Source organism: Streptomyces sp. HUAS MS02 (assembly GCF_055702265.1).
In genome coordinates, this window is record NZ_CM146747.1 from 3,539,136 (window position 1) to 3,559,304 (window position 20,169).

At 70.4% G+C, this 20,169-nt stretch carries 17 protein-coding genes and 2 pseudogenes; 11 read left to right on the top strand and 8 right to left on the bottom strand.

What is annotated here, in order from left to right:
• Positions 1–528 precede the first annotated feature (528 nt).
• The 8 genes and pseudogenes from ACZ9QC_RS15040 to ACZ9QC_RS15075 all read left to right on the top strand — a co-directional run bounded on the left by ACZ9QC_RS15040 (position 529) and on the right by ACZ9QC_RS15075 (position 7,395).
• Positions 529–846, top strand: coding sequence for a helix-turn-helix domain-containing protein (locus ACZ9QC_RS15040; RefSeq protein ID WP_467340582.1), 318 nt, complete (start codon positions 529–531; stop codon positions 844–846).
• A 115-nt stretch (positions 847–961) separates the two neighbouring features.
• A complete protein-coding gene (locus ACZ9QC_RS15045; protein ID WP_472921694.1) occupies positions 962–1,765 on the top strand; it encodes a hypothetical protein in 804 nt (267 codons plus the stop codon).
• An 822-nt stretch (positions 1,766–2,587) separates the two neighbouring features.
• Positions 2,588–4,270: pseudogene (locus tag ACZ9QC_RS15050) on the top strand (DNRLRE domain-containing protein); the annotation flags it as partial.
• A gap of 133 nt (positions 4,271–4,403) precedes the next feature.
• Complete coding sequence (locus ACZ9QC_RS15055) at positions 4,404–4,814, top strand: VOC family protein (RefSeq protein ID WP_472920604.1); 411 nt, start codon at positions 4,404–4,406, stop codon at positions 4,812–4,814.
• Between the two features lie 101 nt (positions 4,815–4,915).
• Complete coding sequence (locus tag ACZ9QC_RS15060) at positions 4,916–5,332, top strand: hypothetical protein (RefSeq protein ID WP_467340588.1); 417 nt, start codon at positions 4,916–4,918, stop codon at positions 5,330–5,332.
• A complete protein-coding gene (locus ACZ9QC_RS15065; RefSeq protein ID WP_472920605.1) occupies positions 5,329–5,847 on the top strand; it encodes a thiol-disulfide oxidoreductase DCC family protein in 519 nt (172 codons plus the stop codon). The genes ACZ9QC_RS15060 and ACZ9QC_RS15065 overlap by 4 nt, the downstream gene beginning before the upstream one ends.
• Before the next feature lie 9 nt (positions 5,848–5,856).
• Positions 5,857–6,696, top strand: a complete 840-nt coding sequence (locus tag ACZ9QC_RS15070; RefSeq protein ID WP_472920606.1) for a TetR family transcriptional regulator — start codon at positions 5,857–5,859, stop codon at positions 6,694–6,696.
• A gap of 90 nt (positions 6,697–6,786) precedes the next feature.
• Entirely contained in the window at positions 6,787–7,395 is a 609-nt protein-coding gene (locus ACZ9QC_RS15075; RefSeq protein WP_472920607.1) for a Uma2 family endonuclease, read from the top strand.
• On the opposite strand, the gene ACZ9QC_RS15080 is transcribed toward ACZ9QC_RS15075, so the two are convergent.
• The gene (locus tag ACZ9QC_RS15080) at positions 7,388–9,817 is read right to left on the bottom strand and encodes an MMPL family transporter (RefSeq protein ID WP_472921695.1); all 2,430 of its coding nucleotides are present in this window, start codon (positions 9,815–9,817) and stop codon (positions 7,388–7,390) included. The two genes, ACZ9QC_RS15075 and ACZ9QC_RS15080, sit on opposite strands and share 8 nt — an antisense overlap.
• 266 nt (positions 9,818–10,083) lie before the next feature.
• Here ACZ9QC_RS15080 and ACZ9QC_RS15085 point away from each other — a divergent pair, with 266 nt between their 5' ends.
• Both ACZ9QC_RS15085 and ACZ9QC_RS15090 read left to right on the top strand, forming a co-directional pair.
• Entirely contained in the window at positions 10,084–10,752 is a 669-nt protein-coding gene (locus ACZ9QC_RS15085) for a response regulator transcription factor (protein WP_472921696.1), read from the top strand.
• Positions 10,749–12,203: pseudogene (locus ACZ9QC_RS15090) on the top strand (sensor histidine kinase); the annotation flags it as partial. The gene ACZ9QC_RS15085 and the pseudogene ACZ9QC_RS15090, both read left to right, overlap by 4 nt.
• On the opposite strand, the gene ACZ9QC_RS15095 reads toward ACZ9QC_RS15090, so the two are convergent.
• The 4 genes from ACZ9QC_RS15095 to ACZ9QC_RS15110 all read right to left on the bottom strand — a co-directional run bounded on the left by ACZ9QC_RS15095 (position 12,190) and on the right by ACZ9QC_RS15110 (position 16,055).
• The gene (locus ACZ9QC_RS15095) at positions 12,190–12,585 is read right to left on the bottom strand and encodes an ATP-binding protein (RefSeq protein WP_472920608.1); all 396 of its coding nucleotides are present in this window, start codon (positions 12,583–12,585) and stop codon (positions 12,190–12,192) included. The pseudogene ACZ9QC_RS15090 and the gene ACZ9QC_RS15095 sit on opposite strands and share 14 nt — an antisense overlap.
• 117 nt (positions 12,586–12,702) lie before the next feature.
• Entirely contained in the window at positions 12,703–14,256 is a 1,554-nt protein-coding gene (locus ACZ9QC_RS15100) for an ABC transporter substrate-binding protein (protein WP_472920609.1), read from the bottom strand.
• Between the two features lie 192 nt (positions 14,257–14,448).
• Positions 14,449–15,798 carry a metallophosphoesterase gene (locus tag ACZ9QC_RS15105; protein ID WP_472920610.1) on the bottom strand — a complete coding sequence of 450 codons (1,350 nt, stop codon included), beginning with the start codon at positions 15,796–15,798 and terminating at the stop codon, positions 14,449–14,451.
• Positions 15,798–16,055: an SCO4848 family membrane protein gene (locus ACZ9QC_RS15110; protein ID WP_472920611.1), complete on the bottom strand. Its 258-nt coding sequence runs from the start codon at positions 16,053–16,055 to the stop codon at positions 15,798–15,800. Before ACZ9QC_RS15110 ends, ACZ9QC_RS15105 begins: the two co-directional genes overlap by 1 nt.
• A gap of 127 nt (positions 16,056–16,182) precedes the next feature.
• Between ACZ9QC_RS15110 and ACZ9QC_RS15115 the strand changes: the two genes are divergently transcribed.
• Positions 16,183–17,478: a D-alanyl-D-alanine carboxypeptidase family protein gene (locus ACZ9QC_RS15115; protein WP_472920612.1), complete on the top strand. Its 1,296-nt coding sequence runs from the start codon at positions 16,183–16,185 to the stop codon at positions 17,476–17,478.
• A gap of 152 nt (positions 17,479–17,630) precedes the next feature.
• Here the strand turns inward: ACZ9QC_RS15115 and ACZ9QC_RS15120 are convergent, their stop codons facing one another.
• From ACZ9QC_RS15120 to ACZ9QC_RS15130, 3 genes are all read right to left on the bottom strand, one after another.
• Positions 17,631–18,557 carry a YihY/virulence factor BrkB family protein gene (locus ACZ9QC_RS15120; protein ID WP_472920613.1) on the bottom strand — a complete coding sequence of 309 codons (927 nt, stop codon included), beginning with the start codon at positions 18,555–18,557 and terminating at the stop codon, positions 17,631–17,633.
• A gap of 104 nt (positions 18,558–18,661) precedes the next feature.
• Positions 18,662–19,630, bottom strand: coding sequence for a decaprenyl-phosphate phosphoribosyltransferase (locus ACZ9QC_RS15125; RefSeq protein WP_472920614.1), 969 nt, complete (start codon positions 19,628–19,630; stop codon positions 18,662–18,664).
• A complete protein-coding gene (locus tag ACZ9QC_RS15130) occupies positions 19,623–20,168 on the bottom strand; it encodes a phosphatase PAP2 family protein (RefSeq protein WP_472920615.1) in 546 nt (181 codons plus the stop codon). Before ACZ9QC_RS15130 ends, ACZ9QC_RS15125 begins: the two co-directional genes overlap by 8 nt.
• Between the last annotated feature and the right edge of the window lies 1 nt (position 20,169).

Consider the following 20,169-nt stretch of genomic DNA (forward strand, 5'->3'; position numbering starts at 1 on the left):
CTCCCTCGACACCCGTCGCCCTCGCCCCGGACACCCAGGGGCCTGACATGTCCGCGCACTGTACGACAGAGGGGGCTGACGTGGAACTTTCCCAGAAAACCCCCTCCACTCCGCGCAACGCCCACCGCCCCCAACAGGACTTCCGCGCATACCGGTTCGGCGCCTCAGCGAAATGGCCGACCGGGACGAACAAGCGCGCACCGAGCAAGGGGGCGCAACGAAGAGTGACGCGATCTCAACGACGACAGCGCCAGGGACTCCTCTCGGGGGCGTGAGCCGCGCGACGGTGGATAGCGCGGAGGGCACTCGATCGGGTGATCCCCGTCCGGCCGGCGGCACGATTGACCCTGGCATCTGGAAATGACCGGAGAGGTGCGCGACTGGTTGCACGGATTGCGTGCCGCTGGTCGCGGGCGATAAGGCGGGACGATGGACGGCGTGGTATCGCCGCGCCATCCCCCTGGCCGAGGAACGCTATACCGAGTGGCTGGACCACCTGGACCGGCGACGTCACGAGGAGACGGAGCGATGACCGGCTTTCACTCATGGGACGAAGTCAAGGCAGAGGTCTTCGACACCGAGGACCTGGACGAGATCATGGCGGGTGCCCGGCGCATGGTCGCCGAGGCACGTGCGCACCGGCTGGCCGAGATGCGCAGGCAACTCGGCCTCACCCAGCGCGAGGTGGCCGACCGCATGCACGTGCGCCAGGAGCGGGTATCCGCCATCGAACGCGGCAGGACCGAGTCCGCCGAGGTGGGGACGGTCGCGGCCTATGTGGAGGCACTGGGCGGGGAACTGGAGATCGTCGCGAACTTCAATGGGACCCGGGTGGTCGTGGCATAGGCGGGCACCAACGCCCCTGCCCTCGGGTCGCGGCGGTACATCGCCGCTTGGCTGGATCGCGTCCAACGTCCGTGACTGATGGGGAAGTCGATCACACACTGCCCCCATGACCCCCATGACCAACCTGAGGAAAGCCGCGGCCGTACTGTCGGCCGCGGCCGCGGTCCTGATCGCGATACCCCCCACTGCCTCGGCGACCCCCGCCCCGCACGCCCCCTCCAGCCACACGTACGGCGGCACACTCGCCCGGGAGAACTTCGACCGCCTCCCCCTCGGCCCGGTGACCCAGGGCCGGGGCTGGACCACGGACACCTCCAACGGCACCCTGACCGTCGCTCCCAGCTCCACCGGCCACGGCCGTGAACTCCGCGTCCACACCGAGGGCAACGGCCGCGCCTTCATGGTCCTGTCCGACCTCGCCCCGCGCGGCAACAGCTTCTGGGCCCGTATGCGGCTACGCGTGACCGAGTTCCCGATCGCTCCGGACTGGGCCCACTGGACCCTCGCGGAGGCCTCCGGCCCCGACTCCCCCACCCTGGTCCGCCCCCTCGGCGGCCAGTACGCCCCCACCGACAAGGGCAACTTCTGGGGCGTCGGCTCGGACCTGGGCCCGACGGGCGACTGGACGGCGTGGAAGACCACCTCGCCGGCCGTAGCGGGGAAGTGGCAGTGCGCGGAGTTCCACCTGGACGCCACCGACAACCGCGTCACGGTCTACTTGGACGGCGTACCCCAGCCCGACCTGACCGTCTCCACAAAGAACCACGGCGGCACGTCGGACGACTTCACCTTCCCCACCTTCGACAAACTGAAGCTGGGCTGGCAGCTGTACCAGGCGAACCCGGCCCCGGCGGCGTTCGAAATGAGGATGGACGACATCGCGGTGAGCAACCGGCGGGTGGGCGGCTGCACCTTCTGACCATCGCGTGGTGGCCCGCCGAAAGCGATCCGGTGGGCCACCATGACTGTGTACGAGCGTTCAGAGCACTTCAGCTTCTACCCGCCGCTCCGCCTTGGTTACCGAAACTCTCAGGCGGAAGCAAGTAATCAGTTACGGAACACCGAGAACACTGGAAACAGCTTCGTGAACCTGAGTCGCAATTCGAGTGAGCTGCCTCACCTCATCTTCATTCTTAGCCGCGCGCTCCATCTGCCACTCGATGAACATGGGCGCGAACCAGATGAGTTGCACCAGCCTTGAATCCACAGTGTCGCCTATCGGAGGAATCCGAGAAAGCAGCGATACATACGATTCGCCAGCATCTAGATCGAACTCCCCAGATCTGAGCTTCCCGAGGAACCCAGACTCGTCATCCCATGCTTCATCTAGAAGCTCTAGCAACTCAGCCATAATCACCCTCCGGGCCAGTGCCCAACGATCGCCCCTGCCGGGATATTCCGCCAGATCAAGACCTCCGAGTCCTTCCTGGCATAGGAGCTATGTCTCCTACTCGACGGGAACGGCCCTGAAGATATATCAACGTAACTATACGGAATGCGCCTCAAATCAACTGCAATCACCCCATGACCTTGATTGTACTTACCGAATGCAATGGCCGGATTCTTAGTCATTGATATCCATGGCGACATCTTCTTTCCAGCAACATGCGACAGAGGGCTAACCCCTACGTTACCGGGGTCCCTAGCCGTCAACCCAGCTGAAGGATCGTCGTTCGCAGCCAATGCACGGTAGACGATGTTTCCGTCGGGGTCCGGCCCATCCGGCTTTCTGCTGCAATGGGAGTTCGTCTACAACCGCAAGCCCACCGCTCCCACCTCGCTCGACCTCGGCCCGGACGCCAAGTGCACCACGACCCAGCCGTACGCCCGGATGGGATCGGGAAGTCTGACGTTCACCGCGAAGGCGTCCGACAAGGACAAGAACCTTGATTTCCTCGACTTCGACCTGTGGCCGCACGGCAAGTGGGCGACGACGGGTGACCTTCTCGGCGCAACCGGCAAAGTGTCCGTGGGATCGGACAAGGACACGGCGCTCAGGACAACGAAGGAGTTTCCCACCAGCAAGCTGACCAACGGCACCCTCTACTCCTGGCGGGTGCGCGCCTGGGACGACGCGGAGGCGTCCTCCCGGTTCTCCCCGGCCAAGACACCGTGCCGCTTCGTCCTCGACACGTCCGCGCCCAAATCGCCCAAGGTCGGTTCCACCGACTTCCCCAACGCCGACACCGACGAGAACGGCTTCGGTAGTGGCGCCGACGACTCGAAGTGGAGCACCAAGAAGTTCGGTACGGCGGGCGCGTTCACCGTGCGGGCCCTCAACACGGATGTCGAGCGGTACGAATACGGGTTCAACGCGCCCAGCTACCCCTTCCACCTGGACCGGAAGGCCGGTACCGCGACCACAGTCAGCGCGACACTGACGAATGCCAAGCCGCCCACCGCCGGTCCGAACGTTCTGTACGTGCGGACCGTGGACAGCGCGGGCAACGTGTCGCAGCCCACGAAGTACTTCTTCTACGTCAGCCCCCGCGACCAGGCCGACTCACCCGGCGACTTCACCGGGGACAAGCTCCCTGACCTGATGGTCGTCACCGAAGCGGGCAATCTGGCCCTCTACCCCTCCCAGGCCACCGACGACCTCACCAAGGGCTCCGGCGACCTGGACTACTCGATGGCCGGCGCCTACCGGTCCAACCCGGCAAAGGATCCGAACGGCGACGACCTTCCACCGTATGTCGCCGCGCCCTCCGGTCACTTCAAGGGCGCCCTGATCACCCACAACGGGGACATCTACGGCGGTGACGGTCTTCAGGACCTGGTGGTGCGCGTCGGCGGCAAACTGTGGGTGTATCCCGGCGACGGCTACGGTGCCGTCGACATCGACAAGCGCGTGGAGATCCTGCTGCCCGAGGGGGCTCCCAGCCCGGCCTCGCTGACGCAGATCGTGTCCACAGGTGACGCCACCGGCGACGGCCGTACCGACTTCTTCGCCACCGCGGGCGACGAACTCTGGGCCCTCACCGGCTACCACGGCGCCACCATCGACCAGGCCACGCGCCTGGCGGCGTCCACCTGGACCGAACGCGACATCGTCACCGTCCTGGACATCACCGGCGACGGAGTGACGGACATGGTGTACCGCACGGACGTCCATGCCCAGCTCAAGCTCCGCAAAGGCAAGGCGGCGAGCGGCGGCGGCACCGACCTGGACTCCCTGTCCTCCGGCGCCGACTCCTCCGGCGGCACCGACCTCGAGTACGGTTCCGCCGGCTGGTCCAGCGCCAACATCCCGCTGCTGATCGGGACCCCGGACGCGAACGGGGATGCCATTCCCGACGTCTGGACGGTGCGTTCGGACGGTTCGGTCCGCTTCTACGCCGGCGGCAAGGCCGTCCTGGCGGGCTCGGGTACGGAGATCGTGGCTCCCGCGAGCTACTGGAAGACCCGGATCGCCATCGGCTGACCGCGTCACCGGGTGAGGGGCTCGGCACGGGGCGACCCTGCCGAGCCCCTCACGACATCAGGGCACCGCCAGCCCCACGGCACGAGTGCTGTCGCTCCCACCGATACAGACCCCGGCGATCTAATCTGACGACATGTCAGACAATGAGTCGTACGACCTGCTCGGCTTCGACAACATCCTCTTCCCCGTCGGCGACCTCGGCGAAGCCGTCTCCTTCTACGAGCGGGCCGGCTTCGAGGTCGGCTTTCGGCTGGACGAGGCCGGGATCGCGGGGCTGAAGGTCGGCAAGGAGACTCCCGGACTGCTACTGCGGGTGGAGGAGGAGTTGCGGCAGCGGCCGCCCGTGTGGGCGTCCGCGCGGGTGTGGCTGGAGGTGCCCGACGCGCGGGCCGCCGCGCGGGCCCTCGCGGCCGCGGGCGTGTCGCCGCTCGACGCCCCCTTCTCGGTCGCCACCGGATGGACCGTCGAGTTCGCGGATCCCTGGGGGAACGTCATCGGCCTCACCGACTACAGCAAGCGGCCGGAGCTCGCCCGCACCGGATGATCGGTTCACGGATCGATCGGTTGAACGTGTTCAAAAACAGCGCTACAGTCTCCCCCAGAACGCTTTGAACGCGTTCAAGAATGCTGCTGAGGGGTGGGGACATGGATCTCACGGTCGTCGCGTACGTCGTCTATTCGCTGGTCAGCGTGGGGCTGACGGTTTGGGTGGCGCGGACGTTGAGCAGGAACGGGCGGATCTTCCTCTCGGACGTGCTGCGGGGGAACGAGACGCTCGCGGACGCGGTGAACCATCTCCTGGTGGTCGGGTTCTATCTCGTGAACCTGGGCTTCGTGGCGCTGTACCTGAACGCCGACGGCGCCATCACCAGCCCCCGTGAGGTGTTCGAGGCGGTGTCGGCGAAGCTCGGCGTGGTGCTGCTCGTGCTCGGCGCGCTGCACCTGGGGAACGTGTTCGTGCTGAACAAGTTTCGGCGGCGGGGCGTCATGGAGCGGGAGCAGCTGCCGCCGGTCCCGCCGCAGGGCTGGGCCCCTCCGGTCGCTCCGACCGGACGCGTATGAGCGCCACGGCCGGGCCGGCCACCGTGGACCGGGGCGCCGAGCGCGTCCCGGTCCACGGGCTCACCGTGCTCTACGACGCCGGGTGCGGGCTGTGCACCTTCCTGCGGGAGTGGCTGGGCAGGCAGCGGCAGTTGGTGCCGCTGACGTTCGTCGCGGCAGGCTCGGAGGAGGCGCATCAGCGGTTCCCGTCGCTCGATCACTCGGCGACGCTGGAGGAGATCACGATCGTGGGGGACGGCGGGCAGGTGTACCGGGGGTCCGCCGCCTGGATCGTGTGTCTGTGGGCGCTGCGCAAGCACCGGCCGCTCGCGCACCGGCTGAGCACCCCGGCGGGAGCCCGGCTCGCGCGCACCGCCGTGCTCACCGCCGCGAAGTGGCGGGGCGCCCACCGGCAGCCCGGCTCGGGCTGCGGAAGCGGTGGGGCCGAGCTGACGGGATGGGTGTACGACCGGCGGTACGGGTGGGTGTACCGGACTCCGGGTGACTGCGACACCGGTACCTGCCCGACTCGTTAGGCTCTGCCCGTGCCCGCAGCGAACGACAGCCCCAGCCCAGAGCCCTTCGACGACCAGCTCGACGCGGAGCCCGGCGGCCCCGGGTCGGCAGCGTCTGTGGCCGGTGGCGGCGGCCCCGGGGACGGCACGGAGCAGTCCGGCCCCCGGGGCACCGCCAAGTCCGAGCAGACCCGCGCGCTGATCCTGGAGACCGCGCTGCGGCTCTTCCAGGAGCGCGGGTACGACAAGACGACCATGCGGGCCATCGCGAAGGAGGCCGGGGTCTCCGTCGGCAACGCGTACTACTACTTCGCCGGCAAGGAGCACCTGATCCAGGGGTTCTACGACCGGATCGGCGCGGAGCACCTGGTGGCGGTGCGGCCCGTGCTGGAGCGGGAGAAGGATCTGGAGGCGCGGATCGCCGGGGTGCTCAAGGCGTGGCTGGACGTGGCGGAGCCGTACCACGAGTTCGCGGCGCAGTTCTTCAAGAACGCGGCCGATCCGCAGAGCCCGCTGAGCCCCTTCTCCCCCGAGTCGGCGGGGCCGCGCGAGGAGTCCATCGCCATCCACCGCGAGGTGCTCGCCGGGTCCAAGGCCAAGGTCCCGGACGAACTCCGTGGCATTCTGCCCGAGTTGATGTGGCTGTCTCTCATGGGGCTCGTCCTGTACTGGGTCTTCGACCGGAGCGAGGGGCGCGCCCGCAGCTACCGGCTGGCCGAGCGGGGGGCCCGGCTGACCACCCGGGGTGTCTCGCTGGCCCGCTTCCGGGCACTGCGGCCGCTGGTCCGCGAGGTGCACGAGCTGTTCACGGACTTCCTGCCGGGGATGACGAAGGCAGAGCCGGGGGTCGAGGGGCGGGCGGCGGAGTGATCACTTTCGGGTGAACGGGATCGAACGGGACATCTGGTTCCGCTCCTGCCTACGATGATGACCTCGACACCAGCCCACAGGAGGCACGTGATGTCCACAGCATCCGTCGAGCGGCCCCATGGAGACCGTCCGCTGATCGCGGAGGCGAACCAGGTCATGGACCGCCTTCCGGGGTATCGCGTCGAGATCATCGGAGGCACGATCGTCGTGACGCCGCCCGCCAACTTCGCCCACGCCCGCGCTCTGTCCAGGTTGCGGAGCCCCTTCATCGCAGCAGGACTGGGGGGCGGGGATTCGGAGGTGACCGAGGGGGTCGGGCTCTGGCTTCCGGGCGGTACCGAGGACTACGCGATCCCCGACCTCGTGGTGGTCGACGCCGACATCGAAGATCACCTCGTCGAGAACAACTGCTACGACCCGATCGCCTTCCGTCTCGTTCTCGAGGTCACCTCCAGCAACTACCAGAACGACCTCCGCGCCAAGGTCACCGCGTATGCCCAGGCGAAGATCCCGGTCTACGTCATCGTCAACCGCCAGCACCAGCGCCTCCACGTTCTCACCGAGCCCGCCGGGGACACGTACGCCAGCCACCGCGTACACGCCCCAGGCGAGACCGTCACCCTGCCCGAGTCCATCGGCGCCAAGGTGACCCTGGACGTCGAGGCGATCCTCAAGGCCGGTCAGCCAAAAGCTAATTGACCGCGTCCACCTCCCCATCCGCCAGCTCCACGTCGTACACCAGCGGCCCCTCCCCCACGACCACCTGACGCGCACGGGACGCCGACGTCGGTGAGGTCGTCGCCAGCAGATAGGTGCCCGGGCCGGGGACGGCCACGATGTACGAGCCGTCCGCCAGGGACGTCACCCGGTCCAGCTGACGGCCGCCTCGCGACAGCAGGGTCACCTCGGCGCCCTCGACCGGCTCGCCGTCCGCCGTGCTGACGAAACCGTGGATCACGGAAGCGGGACCGTCCGGGGGCGAGACCGCCGGCTCCTCCTCCCTCGGCTCCTCCTCCCTCGGCTCCACCGCCAGGTGCGGCAACCGCCTCTCCAGCCCGGACGGCAACCACCAGTTCGCCTTGCCGAGCAGATGCATCACGGCCGGCACCAGGGCCGTACGGAGGACGAAGGCGTCCAGGGCGACGGCGGCGGCCAGGCCGATGCCGGCCATCGCGGCCTCCAGCTCGCCGCTGAGGACGAACGCGCTGAAGACGCACATCATGATCAGGGCCGCGCAGTTGATGACCCGGCTGGTCTCGGCGAGGCCGACGCGGACGGCGCGGGCGTTGTCCTTGGTGTGGACCCACTCCTCGTGCATCCGGCTGACCAGGAAGACCTGGTAGTCCATGGAGAGGCCGAACAGGAGCGAGAGCATGATGACCGGCAGGAACGCGGCGATCGGGCCCTCCTTGCCGATGCCGAGGAGTTCCGTTCCCCAGCCCCACTGGAAGATCGCCACCAGTACCCCGAAGGACGCGGCCGCCGCGACGAGATTCATCAGCGCGGCCGTCAGGGGCACCATCAGGGAGCGGAAGGCGACCAGCAGGAGCAGGAAGCCCAGCGCGATGATCGTCGCGACGAAGTAGGGGAGGCGGTCGCTCGTCACCGAGGCGAAGTCCTTCGCGACCGCCGTCACCCCGCCCACATGGGCCTCGGCCCCGGACGCCGGGATGACGTCCTCGCGCAGCCGGTCGATGAGCCGGTCCGTCTCCTCCGCCTGCGGTGACGTCGTGGGGACGACCTGGATCACCGTGACGCCGTTCGTGGGCGGTACGGCGGCGACCTGGGCCACTCCCTCGGTGGACTCGATGCGCGCGAGCAGCCCCTCGGTGTCGGTTCCGTCCACGACGACCTGGAGGGGGCCGTTGAAGCCGGGGCCGAAGCCCTCCGCCAGCAGGTCGTAGGCCTGGCGGGTCGTCGTGGTGTCGCGGTGGTTGCCCTGGTCGGAGGTGCCGAGACGGATCGACAGGACGGGGATCGCGAGGACCAGCATGACGACGAGGGCGAGCACGGCGGTGGAGCGCGGACGCCGCTCGACGTACGCCGACCAGCGGGCCGCGAGGCCGCTCGTCAGCTCGGGTTCGGGGCCGGTGGCGGCGAGGCGCCGGCGCTCGCGGCGGCTGAGGACGCGCGGGCCGAGGACACCGAGGAGCGCCGGCAGCAGGGTGACGGCGGCCAGCACGCTCAGGACCACCGTCAGCGAGGTCGCGATGACGACGCCGTCCAGGAAGCGGAGGTTCATCACCAGCATTCCGGCGAGCGCGATGCAGACCGTGCCGCCCGCGAACAGCACCGCGCGTCCGGAGGTGTTGAGGGCGGTGACCGCGGCCTCCTCCGGTTTCATGCCGCGCAGGATGCCGCGCCGGTGCCGGGTGACGATGAACAGGGCGTAGTCGATGCCGACGCCGAGACCGATGAGCGAGCCGAGCAGCGGGGCCACGTCCGGGATGTTCGTGGTGTGGCTGAGCAGGGCCGTGGCCATCAGTCCGGTGCCGACCGCGGCGACGGCGACGACGATCGGCAGCAGCATCGCGAAGAGCGAGCCGAAGGCGAGGAAGAGGACGACCGCCGCCGCCAGGATGCCGACCGCCTCGGCCGTGCCCTGGGAGGCCTCCTGGTCCCGTGCGATGGCCTGGCCGCCCAACTCGACCTGGAGACCGTCCCGTTCGGCGCCCCGCGCGGTCTCGATGACGTCGTCGAGCAGGTCCTTGGGGACGGAGTTCGCCTGCTCGGTGAAGGTCACCTGCGCGTAGGCGATGGTTCCGTCGCGGCTGACGCCCGCGCCGCCGCCGGCCAGGTCCCGGTCGTCGTAGGGGCTGGTGACGTCCCCGACACCCGCCATCCGGCCGATCTCCGCGAGCGCGGGCTCGATCCGGGACCGTACGGCCTCGTCGTCCACCGCCCCCTCGTCGACCTTCCACACCACCGTGTCGGTGTCGCCCGCGCGCTCGGGGAAGGCCTTGTCCATCAGGTCGTACGCGTGCTTGGAGTCCGTGTCCGGGAGGGAGAAGACGTTCGCGTAGTCCGTGCCCGCGCTGGTGCCGGCGAAGCCGACGCCGAACACGGTCCCCACCCACAGCAACAGGACCACCAGCCGGTGCCGATAGCACCACCGTGCCAAGGTCGCCACGATGAACTCTCCTTGTCGTGCGGTCGATTGGTCGTCGGTCGGTCCCCCAGGTCCTCGCCTCACCCTCGGCCGCGGCGGGGTCGGGGCGACATGGCCGGGCCGGGACTCTCAAGGAACTCCAAGGCGGAGCGGCTGCTTCCGGGAACTCCGGTGCGGATACTGAGGACATGACCGGAACCGAGCGAGCGACCCCGGGACACGAGCGAGCGACCTCCGGCCTGGAGGACGCGGCGGCCTTCGGCCACGAAGGGGCGACCGTGCTCGTCGTCGAGGACGAGCCGAGCATCGCGGACGTCCTCTCCATCGCCCTGCGCTACCACCGCTTCGAGGTGATGACGGCCGGTACGGTCCGCGAGGCGCTCGCGCTCGCCGAACGCACCCGGCCCGACGCGGTCCTGCTGGACGTGATGCTCCCGGACGGCGACGGCCGCGCCCTGGGCCGCGAACTGCGCGCCCGGCGGCCGGAGTCGGCGCTCGTCTTCCTGACCGCCCGGGACGCGCCCGCCGAGATCGTGGGCGCCCTCGGCTTCGGCGACGACTACATCACCAAGCCGTTCGACATCGAGGTGGTCGTCGCCCGGCTCACCGCCGTCCTGCGGCGTACCCGGCGCACCGACGTGCTGCCCCAGCGCCCGCTGCTGCGCTACGGCGACCTGGAGCTGGACGAGACGACGTACTCGGTGCACCGGGCGGGCCGCACGGTGGAGCTGACGCCCACCGAGTACGCCCTGCTGCGGTTCCTGGTGCGCAACGGCGGACGGGTCGTCCCCAAGGAGCAACTCCTGCGCCACGTCTGGCAGTACCAGCACGCGCCGGCCGAGTCGACCGTCGTGGAGACCTACATCAGCTACCTGCGGCGCAAGCTGGACACACTCGGCGCACCGGTGATCACCACCCGGCGGGGCGTCGGATACGGCCTCGCGTGATCCGTCCCGGGAGGCCGCGCAGGTCGTGTCGGCGGCACGGCCTGTACTCCCTGCGCGCCAAGCTCACGCTCGCCAACGTCGTCCTGCTCGCCGTGGGCGTCGTCACCGCCACCGCGGTCAGCGCGATAGGCATGCGGATGTACCTGCTCGACAGCGTCGACCGGGAACTGATGTCGACCCGCGACTCCATCGGGGCCGCCCGGATCGGCATGGAGCAGATCGACGCGCTCAGCGCGCTGGTCGCCCTCAGCGACCGGACGTCCGGTGAACCCGCGGCCGACGGCGCCGACTCCCTGGTCCAGGGTGCCGTCTTCACCGCGCTGGACGCCGGGGGCGAGCCGCTGACCATCGCCGGTTTCCTGCCCACCGGGGAGCAGCGCGCCCTCGCCGCTGCGGTGGGCGACCCTGCCGCTCTCGTCGCGGACGACGAACCGTACGACGTCGACGTGGCGGGCGACCCGTACCGCGTCACGGCGGCCCGGATGGACGACGGCACGACCGTCCTGCTCGCCACCTCCACCGCCTCGCTGCACGGGGTCATCGCCAAGGCCCTCAAGCTGGACTTCGCCGTCGGCGGTCTGCTCCTCGCGACGCTCGCCTGTCTCACCCTGTTCGGCGTGCGCCGCCGGATGCGGCCGCTGGAGGACATGGTCGAGACCTCGTCCGCGATCGCCGACGGCGACCTCACCCGCCGTGTCCCCTCCAGCAACGAGACGACGCTGGAGGTCGAGCAGCTGCGGCTCGCCCTCAACGCCATGCTCCAGCAGGTCGAGACGGCCCATCACACCCGGGAGCGCAGCGCCGCCCAGCTGCGCCGTTTCGTGGGCGACGCCTCCCACGAGCTGCGGACGCCCCTGGCCGCGATCCGCGGCTACCTCCAGCTCCACGACAAGGGCATGCTCACCGATCCGGGCGAGCGCCGGCGTGCCTGGGACCGGATGAACGACGAGGTCGACCGTATGGGCCGCCTCGTCGACGAGTTGCTCACCCTCGCCCGCCTCGACCAGCGGCCCGAACTCCGGCTCAGGAACGTGGACCTCACCCGCCTGGTCCGCGACGCCGCCGCCGATCTCCGCGCCCAGCAGCCCGACCGCCCGGTCACCGTCCGCGCTGACGGCACCCTCCTCCTCCGGGCCGACGAGTCGGGTCTCCGTCAGCTGCTGGGCAACCTGGTGAGCAACGTCCGCACCCACACGCCGGCGGACGTGCCCGTGCGGCTCGGGGTGGAGCGCTCGGCCGGGACCGTGCGTCTCTACGTGGCGGACGAGGGGCCCGGTCTGGCGGAGAAGGACGCGGCCCGGATCTTCGACCGTTTCTTCCGGGCGGGGGGCGGGGCAGGCAGCGGCCTGGGCATGGCCATCGTGCAGGGGGTGGTGGAGGCGCACGAGGGCGAGGTCGCGGTGAGCACGGCCCCGGGCGATGGCCTGAAAGTGACGGTCACCCTCCCATCAGCGCCCAGATGGTCTTCCCGTGCCGGCCCCGGTCCCACACCCCCCAGGCCGCGGCGAGGTGCTCCACGAGCCGCAGTCCCCGCCCCGTCTCCTCCCAGTCCCCCACGTCCCTGATCCGGGGCACGGTCATATCCTCGTCGGACACCTCGACCAGGCAGGACCCGTCGGCCAGGGCGGTCACGGCGACCTCGAACTCCCGCTCCAGCAAAGGCCCGTGACGTACGACGTTGGTCGCGAGCTCGGAGACGACGAGGACGACGTCCTCCAGGTCCCCGGAGCCCTCGTTGTGCCCCCAGGCGACCAGATGTTCCCGTACGCGTCGGCGGGCGAGCCCCACGGACGCCGGATGCCGGGGCAGCCGGAAGGAGTCGCGTCTCGGCACGTTCGCTCCTCACCCCGGACACACCCCCGCCACAGAACGATGCGTGGGGCGGGCACGCCGTGTCACTCCCGCGCGCGTGCGGCCCGCGACTTCGCGTCAGCTGTCACACGGCGTCTGTCATATCCAGTCCAGCCGCCACAGCCGGAAGACGCCGGTGTCGTCGGTCAGGTACTGCGCCCCGCCGACGTTCTCGCTGCTGAGCACGTACTCCTTGCGCTGCCACAGCGGGATCATCGGCACGTCCTCGGCCACGGCCTCCTGGAGTTCCTTGAAGTCGGCGGCGGCCCGGCTGCGGTCCTCGTACCGCCGGCTGTCCTTGATCAGCCGGTCGGCCCGTCCGCTGCTGTAGCCGTTGTTCAGGGAGCCGCCGGTCCCGACGAGGGGTCCGCTGAAGGTGTCGGGGTCGGGGTAGTCGGCAACCCAGCCCACCCCGTACGCGTCCAGCTTGCCCTCGGCGTACCGCTTCTGGAACGCCGTCCACTCGTACGCCTTGGTGGTCACGTAGAACAGCCCGCTCGCCTCCAGCTGCTGCTTGAGCTCGGCGGCCTCGGCGGCGGCCGAGCCGCTGCCCTCGGCGTAGCCGAAGGTGAAGCGGACGGGCATGCCGACACCGGCCCCGTCGAGCAGCTTGCGGGCCCGCTGCGGGTCGGGCCGGGGGTTCGCGTCGAAGAACGAGGCCGTGTGGCCCGTGAGTCCGGCCGGGATGAGCGAGTACAGGGGCTCGGTGGTGCCCTGGTAGACCTCGGCGACCAGCTTCTCGCGGTTGATCAGCGCGGCCAGCGCCTGCCGCACCCGGCGGTCCTGGAACGGCGAGCCCACCCGCACGTTGAGCACCAGGTTGCGGGTCTCGGTGCTGTCGGCCTCGGTGACCCGCTGGTCGAGGTCGCTGGGCGAGACGGCGGCGAGCGTCGCGGGCGGCAGCGTACGGGTGGCGACGTCCACCCGGCGTGCCTCCCACGCCTTCTGCAGCGCCGCCGAGTTCTCGTAGTAGCGCATCAGGACCGGGCTGCGGCCCCCCTGGGCCTCGCCCTGGTAGCCGTCGTTGGGGGTGAGGCGGGCCTGCCCGTCGCCGTACGACGTCAGGGTGTACGGGCCGGTGCCGTCGGCGCCGCCGTCCGTGCGGAGCCGGTTGACGGGGTACCTGGTCCGGTCGACGATCGAGCCGGCGCCGGTGGCCACCTTGAACGGGAACGTGGCGTCCGGCGAGGACAGGCGGAAGGTGACGGTCGGCCCGTCCGCGCTGACCGACCGCAGGGTGTCGAGCAACCCGGCAGGTCCGACGTCGGAGTTGACGCGCTTGACCCGGTCGAAGGAGTACTTGACGTCCTTCCCGGTGACTTCGCGTCCGCTGGGGAATTTCAGGCCCGGCCGCAGGACGCAGCGGTAGACGGTGAGCGCGTCGCCGAGGAACTCACAGCTGCGGGCGGCGTCCGGCACGGGCGCCGCGCCGCCCGGTTCGAAGGTCAGCAGCGACTGGAACACGTTGTTGAACAGGGCCCAGGACCCGGCGTCGTAGGCTCCGGCCGGGTCCAGCGAGGTGACCTTGTCGGTCGTGCCGACGACGATCGTCCTGTTCTCGTCCCGCTGGGCCGGCATCAGCTGCCAGCCACCGATCGCCGCGATCGCCACCACCAGCAGCGACGCGAGAATCCGTATGCGAACCGACCGCATCGGTGCCCCTTCCAAGGACCCCACCCGGCCCACTACGCACAGTGGTTCCGCGATGGCGCGGATCACCTAACCACAGTCGGCTGTGTTGACGGAAGACAGGTTTTGTTGAGTTGAGAAAGAACTCGGTAAGCATGTCGCCATATGTGCCCGAAAGGCCTCCGTACCTGTACCGGAAGCCTTCCTGACGAACCGTCACGCCTGCTTCGACGCCAGCTCCACGACCGTGATGTCCGAGGGCGCCCCGACCCGCACGGGCGGCCCCCAGGCGCCCGCGCCGCGGGTCACGTAGAGCTGGGTGTCGCCGTAGCGCTCCAGTCCCGCGAGGGTCGGGTTGGCGGCCTGCGCGACATAGGTCATGGGCCACATCTGGCCACCGTGGGTGTGACCGGAGAGCTGGAGGTCGACGCCGTGATCGACGGCGTCGTGGATCTGGACGGGCTGGTGGGCCATGAGCACCACGGCCCGTGAGGTGTCCCGGTCGCCGAGCGCCTTGGCGAAGTCGGGGCCCTGGCCCTCGTCCTCGCCCGCGATGTCGTTCACCCCGGCGAGGTCGAGGTACGGCAGTTCACGGCGGGCGTTCTCCAGCGGCGTCAGACCCAGCCGCCGCACCTCGTCGACCCACTGCTCGGCGCCGGAGATGTACTCGTGGTTGCCGGTGACGAAGTAGCTGCCGTGCCGTGCCCTCAGTCCGGCGAGCGGTGCCGCCGCCGGGCCGAGGTCCGCCACATCGCCGTCGACCAGGTCGCCGACCACCGCGATCAGGTCGGGCTGCGTCGAGTTGATCGTGTCGACGACCTTCTGCGCGAAGCCCCGGCCCAGCATCGGCGAGAGGTGGATGTCGCTGACCACCGCGATCCGGAAGCCGTGTGCGGCGCGCGGCAGCTTCGCCAGCGGCACGGTGACCCGCTTGAGCTTGGGTCCGCGTACGACGCCGTAGGTGCCGTAGCCGACCGTGCCCACGGCGGCCGCGGCGACGGCGCCGCCCACCACCCGGGAGACGAAGAGACGGCGGGAGGGGTCGGCCGGGGCCGCGGGGGCGGCCCGGTCCGGGGGTTCCGGCGCGCGGGGCGGCGCCGACTGTCCGGGCTCGGCGGCCTCCGCGGGCTCGACGGGCTGTACGGACTCGGCGGACTGTGCGGGCTGCGCGCCCGCCGGGACCGGCTCCGGCTCCCGCACCGCGGGCTCCGGCCGCGGCTCCGGCTGCCGCGCGGGCTGCGGGGCGCGCCGCGCCACCAGGCGGCGTACGAGAGGGCGTAGCAGCTCCCCCACCAGAAGGGCGAGGAGCAGGTACAGCGCGAGGGCGAGCCACATGAAGCCCGGCCAGGTCAGTGTCTGCTGCAGCCAGAAGGGCGCGCCGGTGCGCTCGGCCGCGAAGCCGCCGATCATCAGCACCGGCCCCGCGACGAACACCGCCGTGCCCACGCGTCTGGCCGGGCCCGGCCCGCGTGTCGTGTCGCGCACCAGGCGGCGCCACGCGTACCAGTGCAGCGCGCCGAAGAGGGCCAGCACCAGCAGGAGCACCAGGACGAAGACGACGGTCATCACGAGGCACTCCCGGGCGCGGCTCGGCGAAGGGCCCGCACCCCGCGCAACCCGATGACCCCGATGACCGTCCCCAGAGCAAAGGAGACGACGGCGAGCGTCAGATGCACCCAGAAGTACGCCGTCGGATCACCCGCGTCGTCGAACGCGAGCCCGCTGCCGTCCTTCCAGAGGTTTTTGACGAAAGTGATCCAGATGACCCAGCTCCACACCCCGAAGGCGAGCAGGAACCAGGAGAGGGGGCGGCTGAGCTTCATGCGTTCAGTATCGCCGTCGACCGTCCAGGTATCGCGCCGGGGTGCGAGCGGGGGCGTGAGCGGGAGTCTGAGCGCCACGGGGCGCTCCAGTGGGATTTACCGGTCGGAGCCATGTACTTTCTCGATCGTGCCCGCCTCCAAGAAGACCGTCAGGCGCCCCCTGTTGGTCACCTCAGCCACCCTGCTGTCCTTCTCCCTGGCCTCGCTGCCGCTGCTGACGGCCGGCCCGGCCTTCGCTGCGAAGCCGTCACCGAGTTCGAGCGCCTCACCGTCCGCGACTCCCCCGGCGACCATGTCGACCGTCGGCGGCGAGGCGCTCGGCCGGCCCGGCACGCAGGCCAGTCTCGGCAGCGACGCGCCCGTGCTCCCCAAGGGCATCAGCGCCCGCTCCTGGATCGTCGCCGACGCCGAGTCGGGCGAGGTGCTGGCCGCGCACAACGCGCACTGGCGGCTGGCCCCCGCGAGCACGCTGAAGATGCTGTTCGCGGACACGCTGCTGCCGAAGTTCAACAAGGACGAGGAGCACAAGGTCGTGCCCGCCGATCTGGCGGGCGTCGGCTCGGGCTCCAGCATGGTCGGCATAAAGGAGGACGAGACGTACACCGTCCACGATCTGTGGCTCGGTGTCTTCCTTCGCTCCGGCAACGACGCGGTGCACGTCCTGTCGGCCATGAACGGCGGGGTGAAGCAGACCGTCGCGGACATGAACGCGCACGCCGAGGAACTCCAGGCCCTGGACACGCACGCGGTCAGCCCGGACGGGTACGACGCGAAGGGGCAGGTGTCGTCCGCCTACGACCTGACGCTGATCGCCAGGTCGGGGCTGCAGAAGAAGGACTTCCGGGAGTACTGCTCCACCGTGCGGGCGAAATTCCCGGGCGAGACGAAGAAGGGCAAGAACGGCAAGAAGAGCCGTTCGTCCTTCGAGATCCAGAACACCAACCGGCTGCTCACCGGGGACAGCGGCCTCGACTCCTACCAGGGCATCGCGGGTGTGAAGAACGGCAACACCACGAACGCGGGCGCCACGTTCACCGGGGTCGCCGAGCGTGGCGGCCGGGTCCTCCTCGTCACCGTCATGCATCCGGAGAAGGAGGAGCACAACCAGGTCTACAAGGAGACCGCGAGCCTCCTCGACTGGGGGTTCAAGGCGGCGGGCAAGGTGACGCCGGTGGGTGAGCTGGTGCCGCCCAAGAGCGCGGACACCTCCGGTGGGGGTGCCGACGAGCCGAGTGCGCAGCCGGGGGCCACGGCTTCCGCGTCTGCCTCCGGCGGGGCCGGCGGGAAGTCGGTCGCGTCGCGTGCGTCCGGTGGGGACGGCGGGGTCGGGGTGGCCCTCGGGATCATGGGGGGCGTGTTGGTGTTGGTGGCCGGTGGGGTGTTTCTGGTGAATCGGAAGTGGCCCCTGCGGGGGAGCAAGTAGGGCGGTCCGGGAGCGTCTGCCTGGTCGGGGCCGGATGCGGGGTGCGGGTGCGTTGGGGTTGTCGCGCAGTTCCCCGCGCCCCTTACGGGGTGCTGGTGTCGGATGCGGGGTGCCGGTCTCGTCGTGGCTCCTCGCGCAGTTCCCCGCGCCCCTTACGGGGCGGTGGTGCCGGCCGGGGGGATCAGGCCCTCTGTGGCTCCGGCGCCCCCTGTGTCTGCGGCCTCCCCGCTCTCCCTGCTGCCCTCCGCCGTCCATGCCGCGCAGTACAGCAGGAGCTTGGTGGTGAAGTTGATCCAGAGGAGGAGGGCGATGGGGACACCGAAGGCGCCGTACATGCTCTTCGAGGCGATGCCCTGGATGTAGCCGCTGAGGAGGAGCTTGAGGAGTTCGAAGCCCACGGCTCCTATGAGGGCGGCCACGACGAGGCGGCGGCGGGGCGGATGGACGCCCGGGAGGAGGGTGAGGACGTAGAGGAGGAGCAGGAAGGCGGCCAGGACGGCGACGGCGAACGCGGCGAGGCGCAGGAGGATGCCGCCCCAGCCGTCGCGGTCGATGCCGAGCTGGTCGGCGAACCGGCCCACGGCCCAGGAGGCGGCGGCGGAAGCGGCCAGCGAGACGAGCACCGCGCCGCCCAGACCGACCAGCACGCCGGCGTCCTTGCCCTTGGCGAGGACGGGGTTCTCGTCGGGGTCCTCCTTCTCCCACACCGCGCGCAGACAGCCGCGCATCTCGCCGACCCAGCCGATGCCGGTGAACAGCAGCAGCGCGCCGGCGATGATCCCGACCGTGCCCGCGTTGTCGACCAGGCCCGCGACGTCGAGCTGGTCGGAGATGCCGGGCACCTGCTCACTGAGCCGGTCCTCCAGCTCCTGCTGCTGGTCCTTGCCGAGGGTCGCCGCGACGATGGCCGCCGCCAGGGTCAGCAGCGGGAACAGCGCCAGGAAGCTGATGAACGTCATCGCCGCGGCCAGCCGGGTCCACTTCACCCGCTCCAGCCGCTCGTACGAACGCCACGCGTGCGTGGTCATCAGACGCTCCACCCAAGGACCCACCCCGGGGAGCTTTTTCAGCCAGTCCATGATCCGAACTCTGCCCCAGTCGTCGACACCCGATACCGGGTACCCCCGGACCGGCCCGCGGATCCTCTCCCGGTGTCAGCGCCTCCGGCACCACGGGGAGCGGATCACCAGTCCGCCACCGCCAGCCCGTACATCGTCAGCCACACGGCGCCGATGAGGGTGAGGGCGCGGTCGCGCAGGATGACGTCCTCGGGTTCACCGGCGGTGCCCCGGTCGGCGAAGACGGCGTAGCGGAGGACGGCGAGGACGAAGGCGATCATGGAGAGTTGCCGCCAGGGCAGCACGCCGGTGGTGGGTACGCCGCCTTCCTCCAGGGCCCAGAGGCAGTAGCCGAGCACGGCGACCCCGGCGGCCAACTGCCAGACGAAGCGGAGGTATCCGGCGGTGTACTCGGTGAGCAGGGCCCGGGTCGCGCCGGACCGGTCGGCCAGCTGCACGGCCTCCGAGTACCGCTTGGCGGCGACCATGAACAGCGCGCCGAACCCGGTGGTGATCAGGAACCAGCGGGAGAGCGGGATGCCCAGCGCCAGTCCGCCGATCATCGCCCGCATCAGGAACCCGGTGGTGACGACCGCCAGATCGACGACCAGGACGTGCTTGAGGCTGACGCAGTAGGCGAGTTGGAGTCCGAGGTACGCCGTCAGCAGCGCGGCGGTGTACGGCGAGCAGAGCCAGGCGGCGCCCAGGGGCGCGAGCACGGCGAGGGCGCCCCCGACTCCGTAGGCGACGGGGACGGGCACCTGCCCGGCGGCGACCGGCCGGTGGCGCTTGACGGGGTGCGCGCGGTCCGCGTCGGCGTCCCGGGCGTCGTTGACGAGGTACACGGCGGCGGCACAGGCCGTGAAGAGGACGAAGACGAGCGGGAGTTGGACGAGCGCGCGAGGAGTGAAGAGCTCCCCGGCGGCCGCGGGAGCGGCGACGACCAGGGTGTTCTTGATCCATTGCCGGGGCCGGGTCGTCCGGAGGAGTCCGCGGACGAGGCCGGCCTTCGAGGGCGCCTGTCCGGATAGCGTCCGGCGCTCCAGGACCACGGCGCTCCCCGGCGTGCGCCCTGCAACCGTGCGCTCAGCCATCACCGCTCACCACCCAGCGCGCACCCAACTGCGCCGTGAGCGCCCCGAGCGCCACGCCCGCCGCCACGTCCGACGGATAGTGCACGCCGACGACGAGCCGGGAGAGGCACATCGCGGCGGCGAGCGGCGCGGCGGCGGACAGCAGCAGCGGGGTGCCGCCCGGGGCGCCGTGGGCCACGACGGCGACCGCCGCGGCCGCCGAACTCGCGTGCGAGCTGGGGAAGGAGTGCCGTCCGATCGTGCCGACCAGCGGCTCGACGTGTGCGGGGCGCGGTCGCCGTACGACGCGTTTGACGCCCATGCTGGCCAGATGCGCCCCGGCGGTCAGCGCCGTGCCGCGCAGCCACACACGACGCCGCTCCCGGTCGACGGCGGCCCCCGCCAGCCCGGCCGCGAGCCACAGCAGGCCGTGTTCCCCGACCCGGGACAGCCCGCGGGCGGCGCTCGCGACACGCGGGTCGGCACCACGGGCGTGCAGCGCGGTGAGGAGCCGCCGGTCCAGCCCCCGCACGCCCTCGACGACGTCAACTTCATCCATG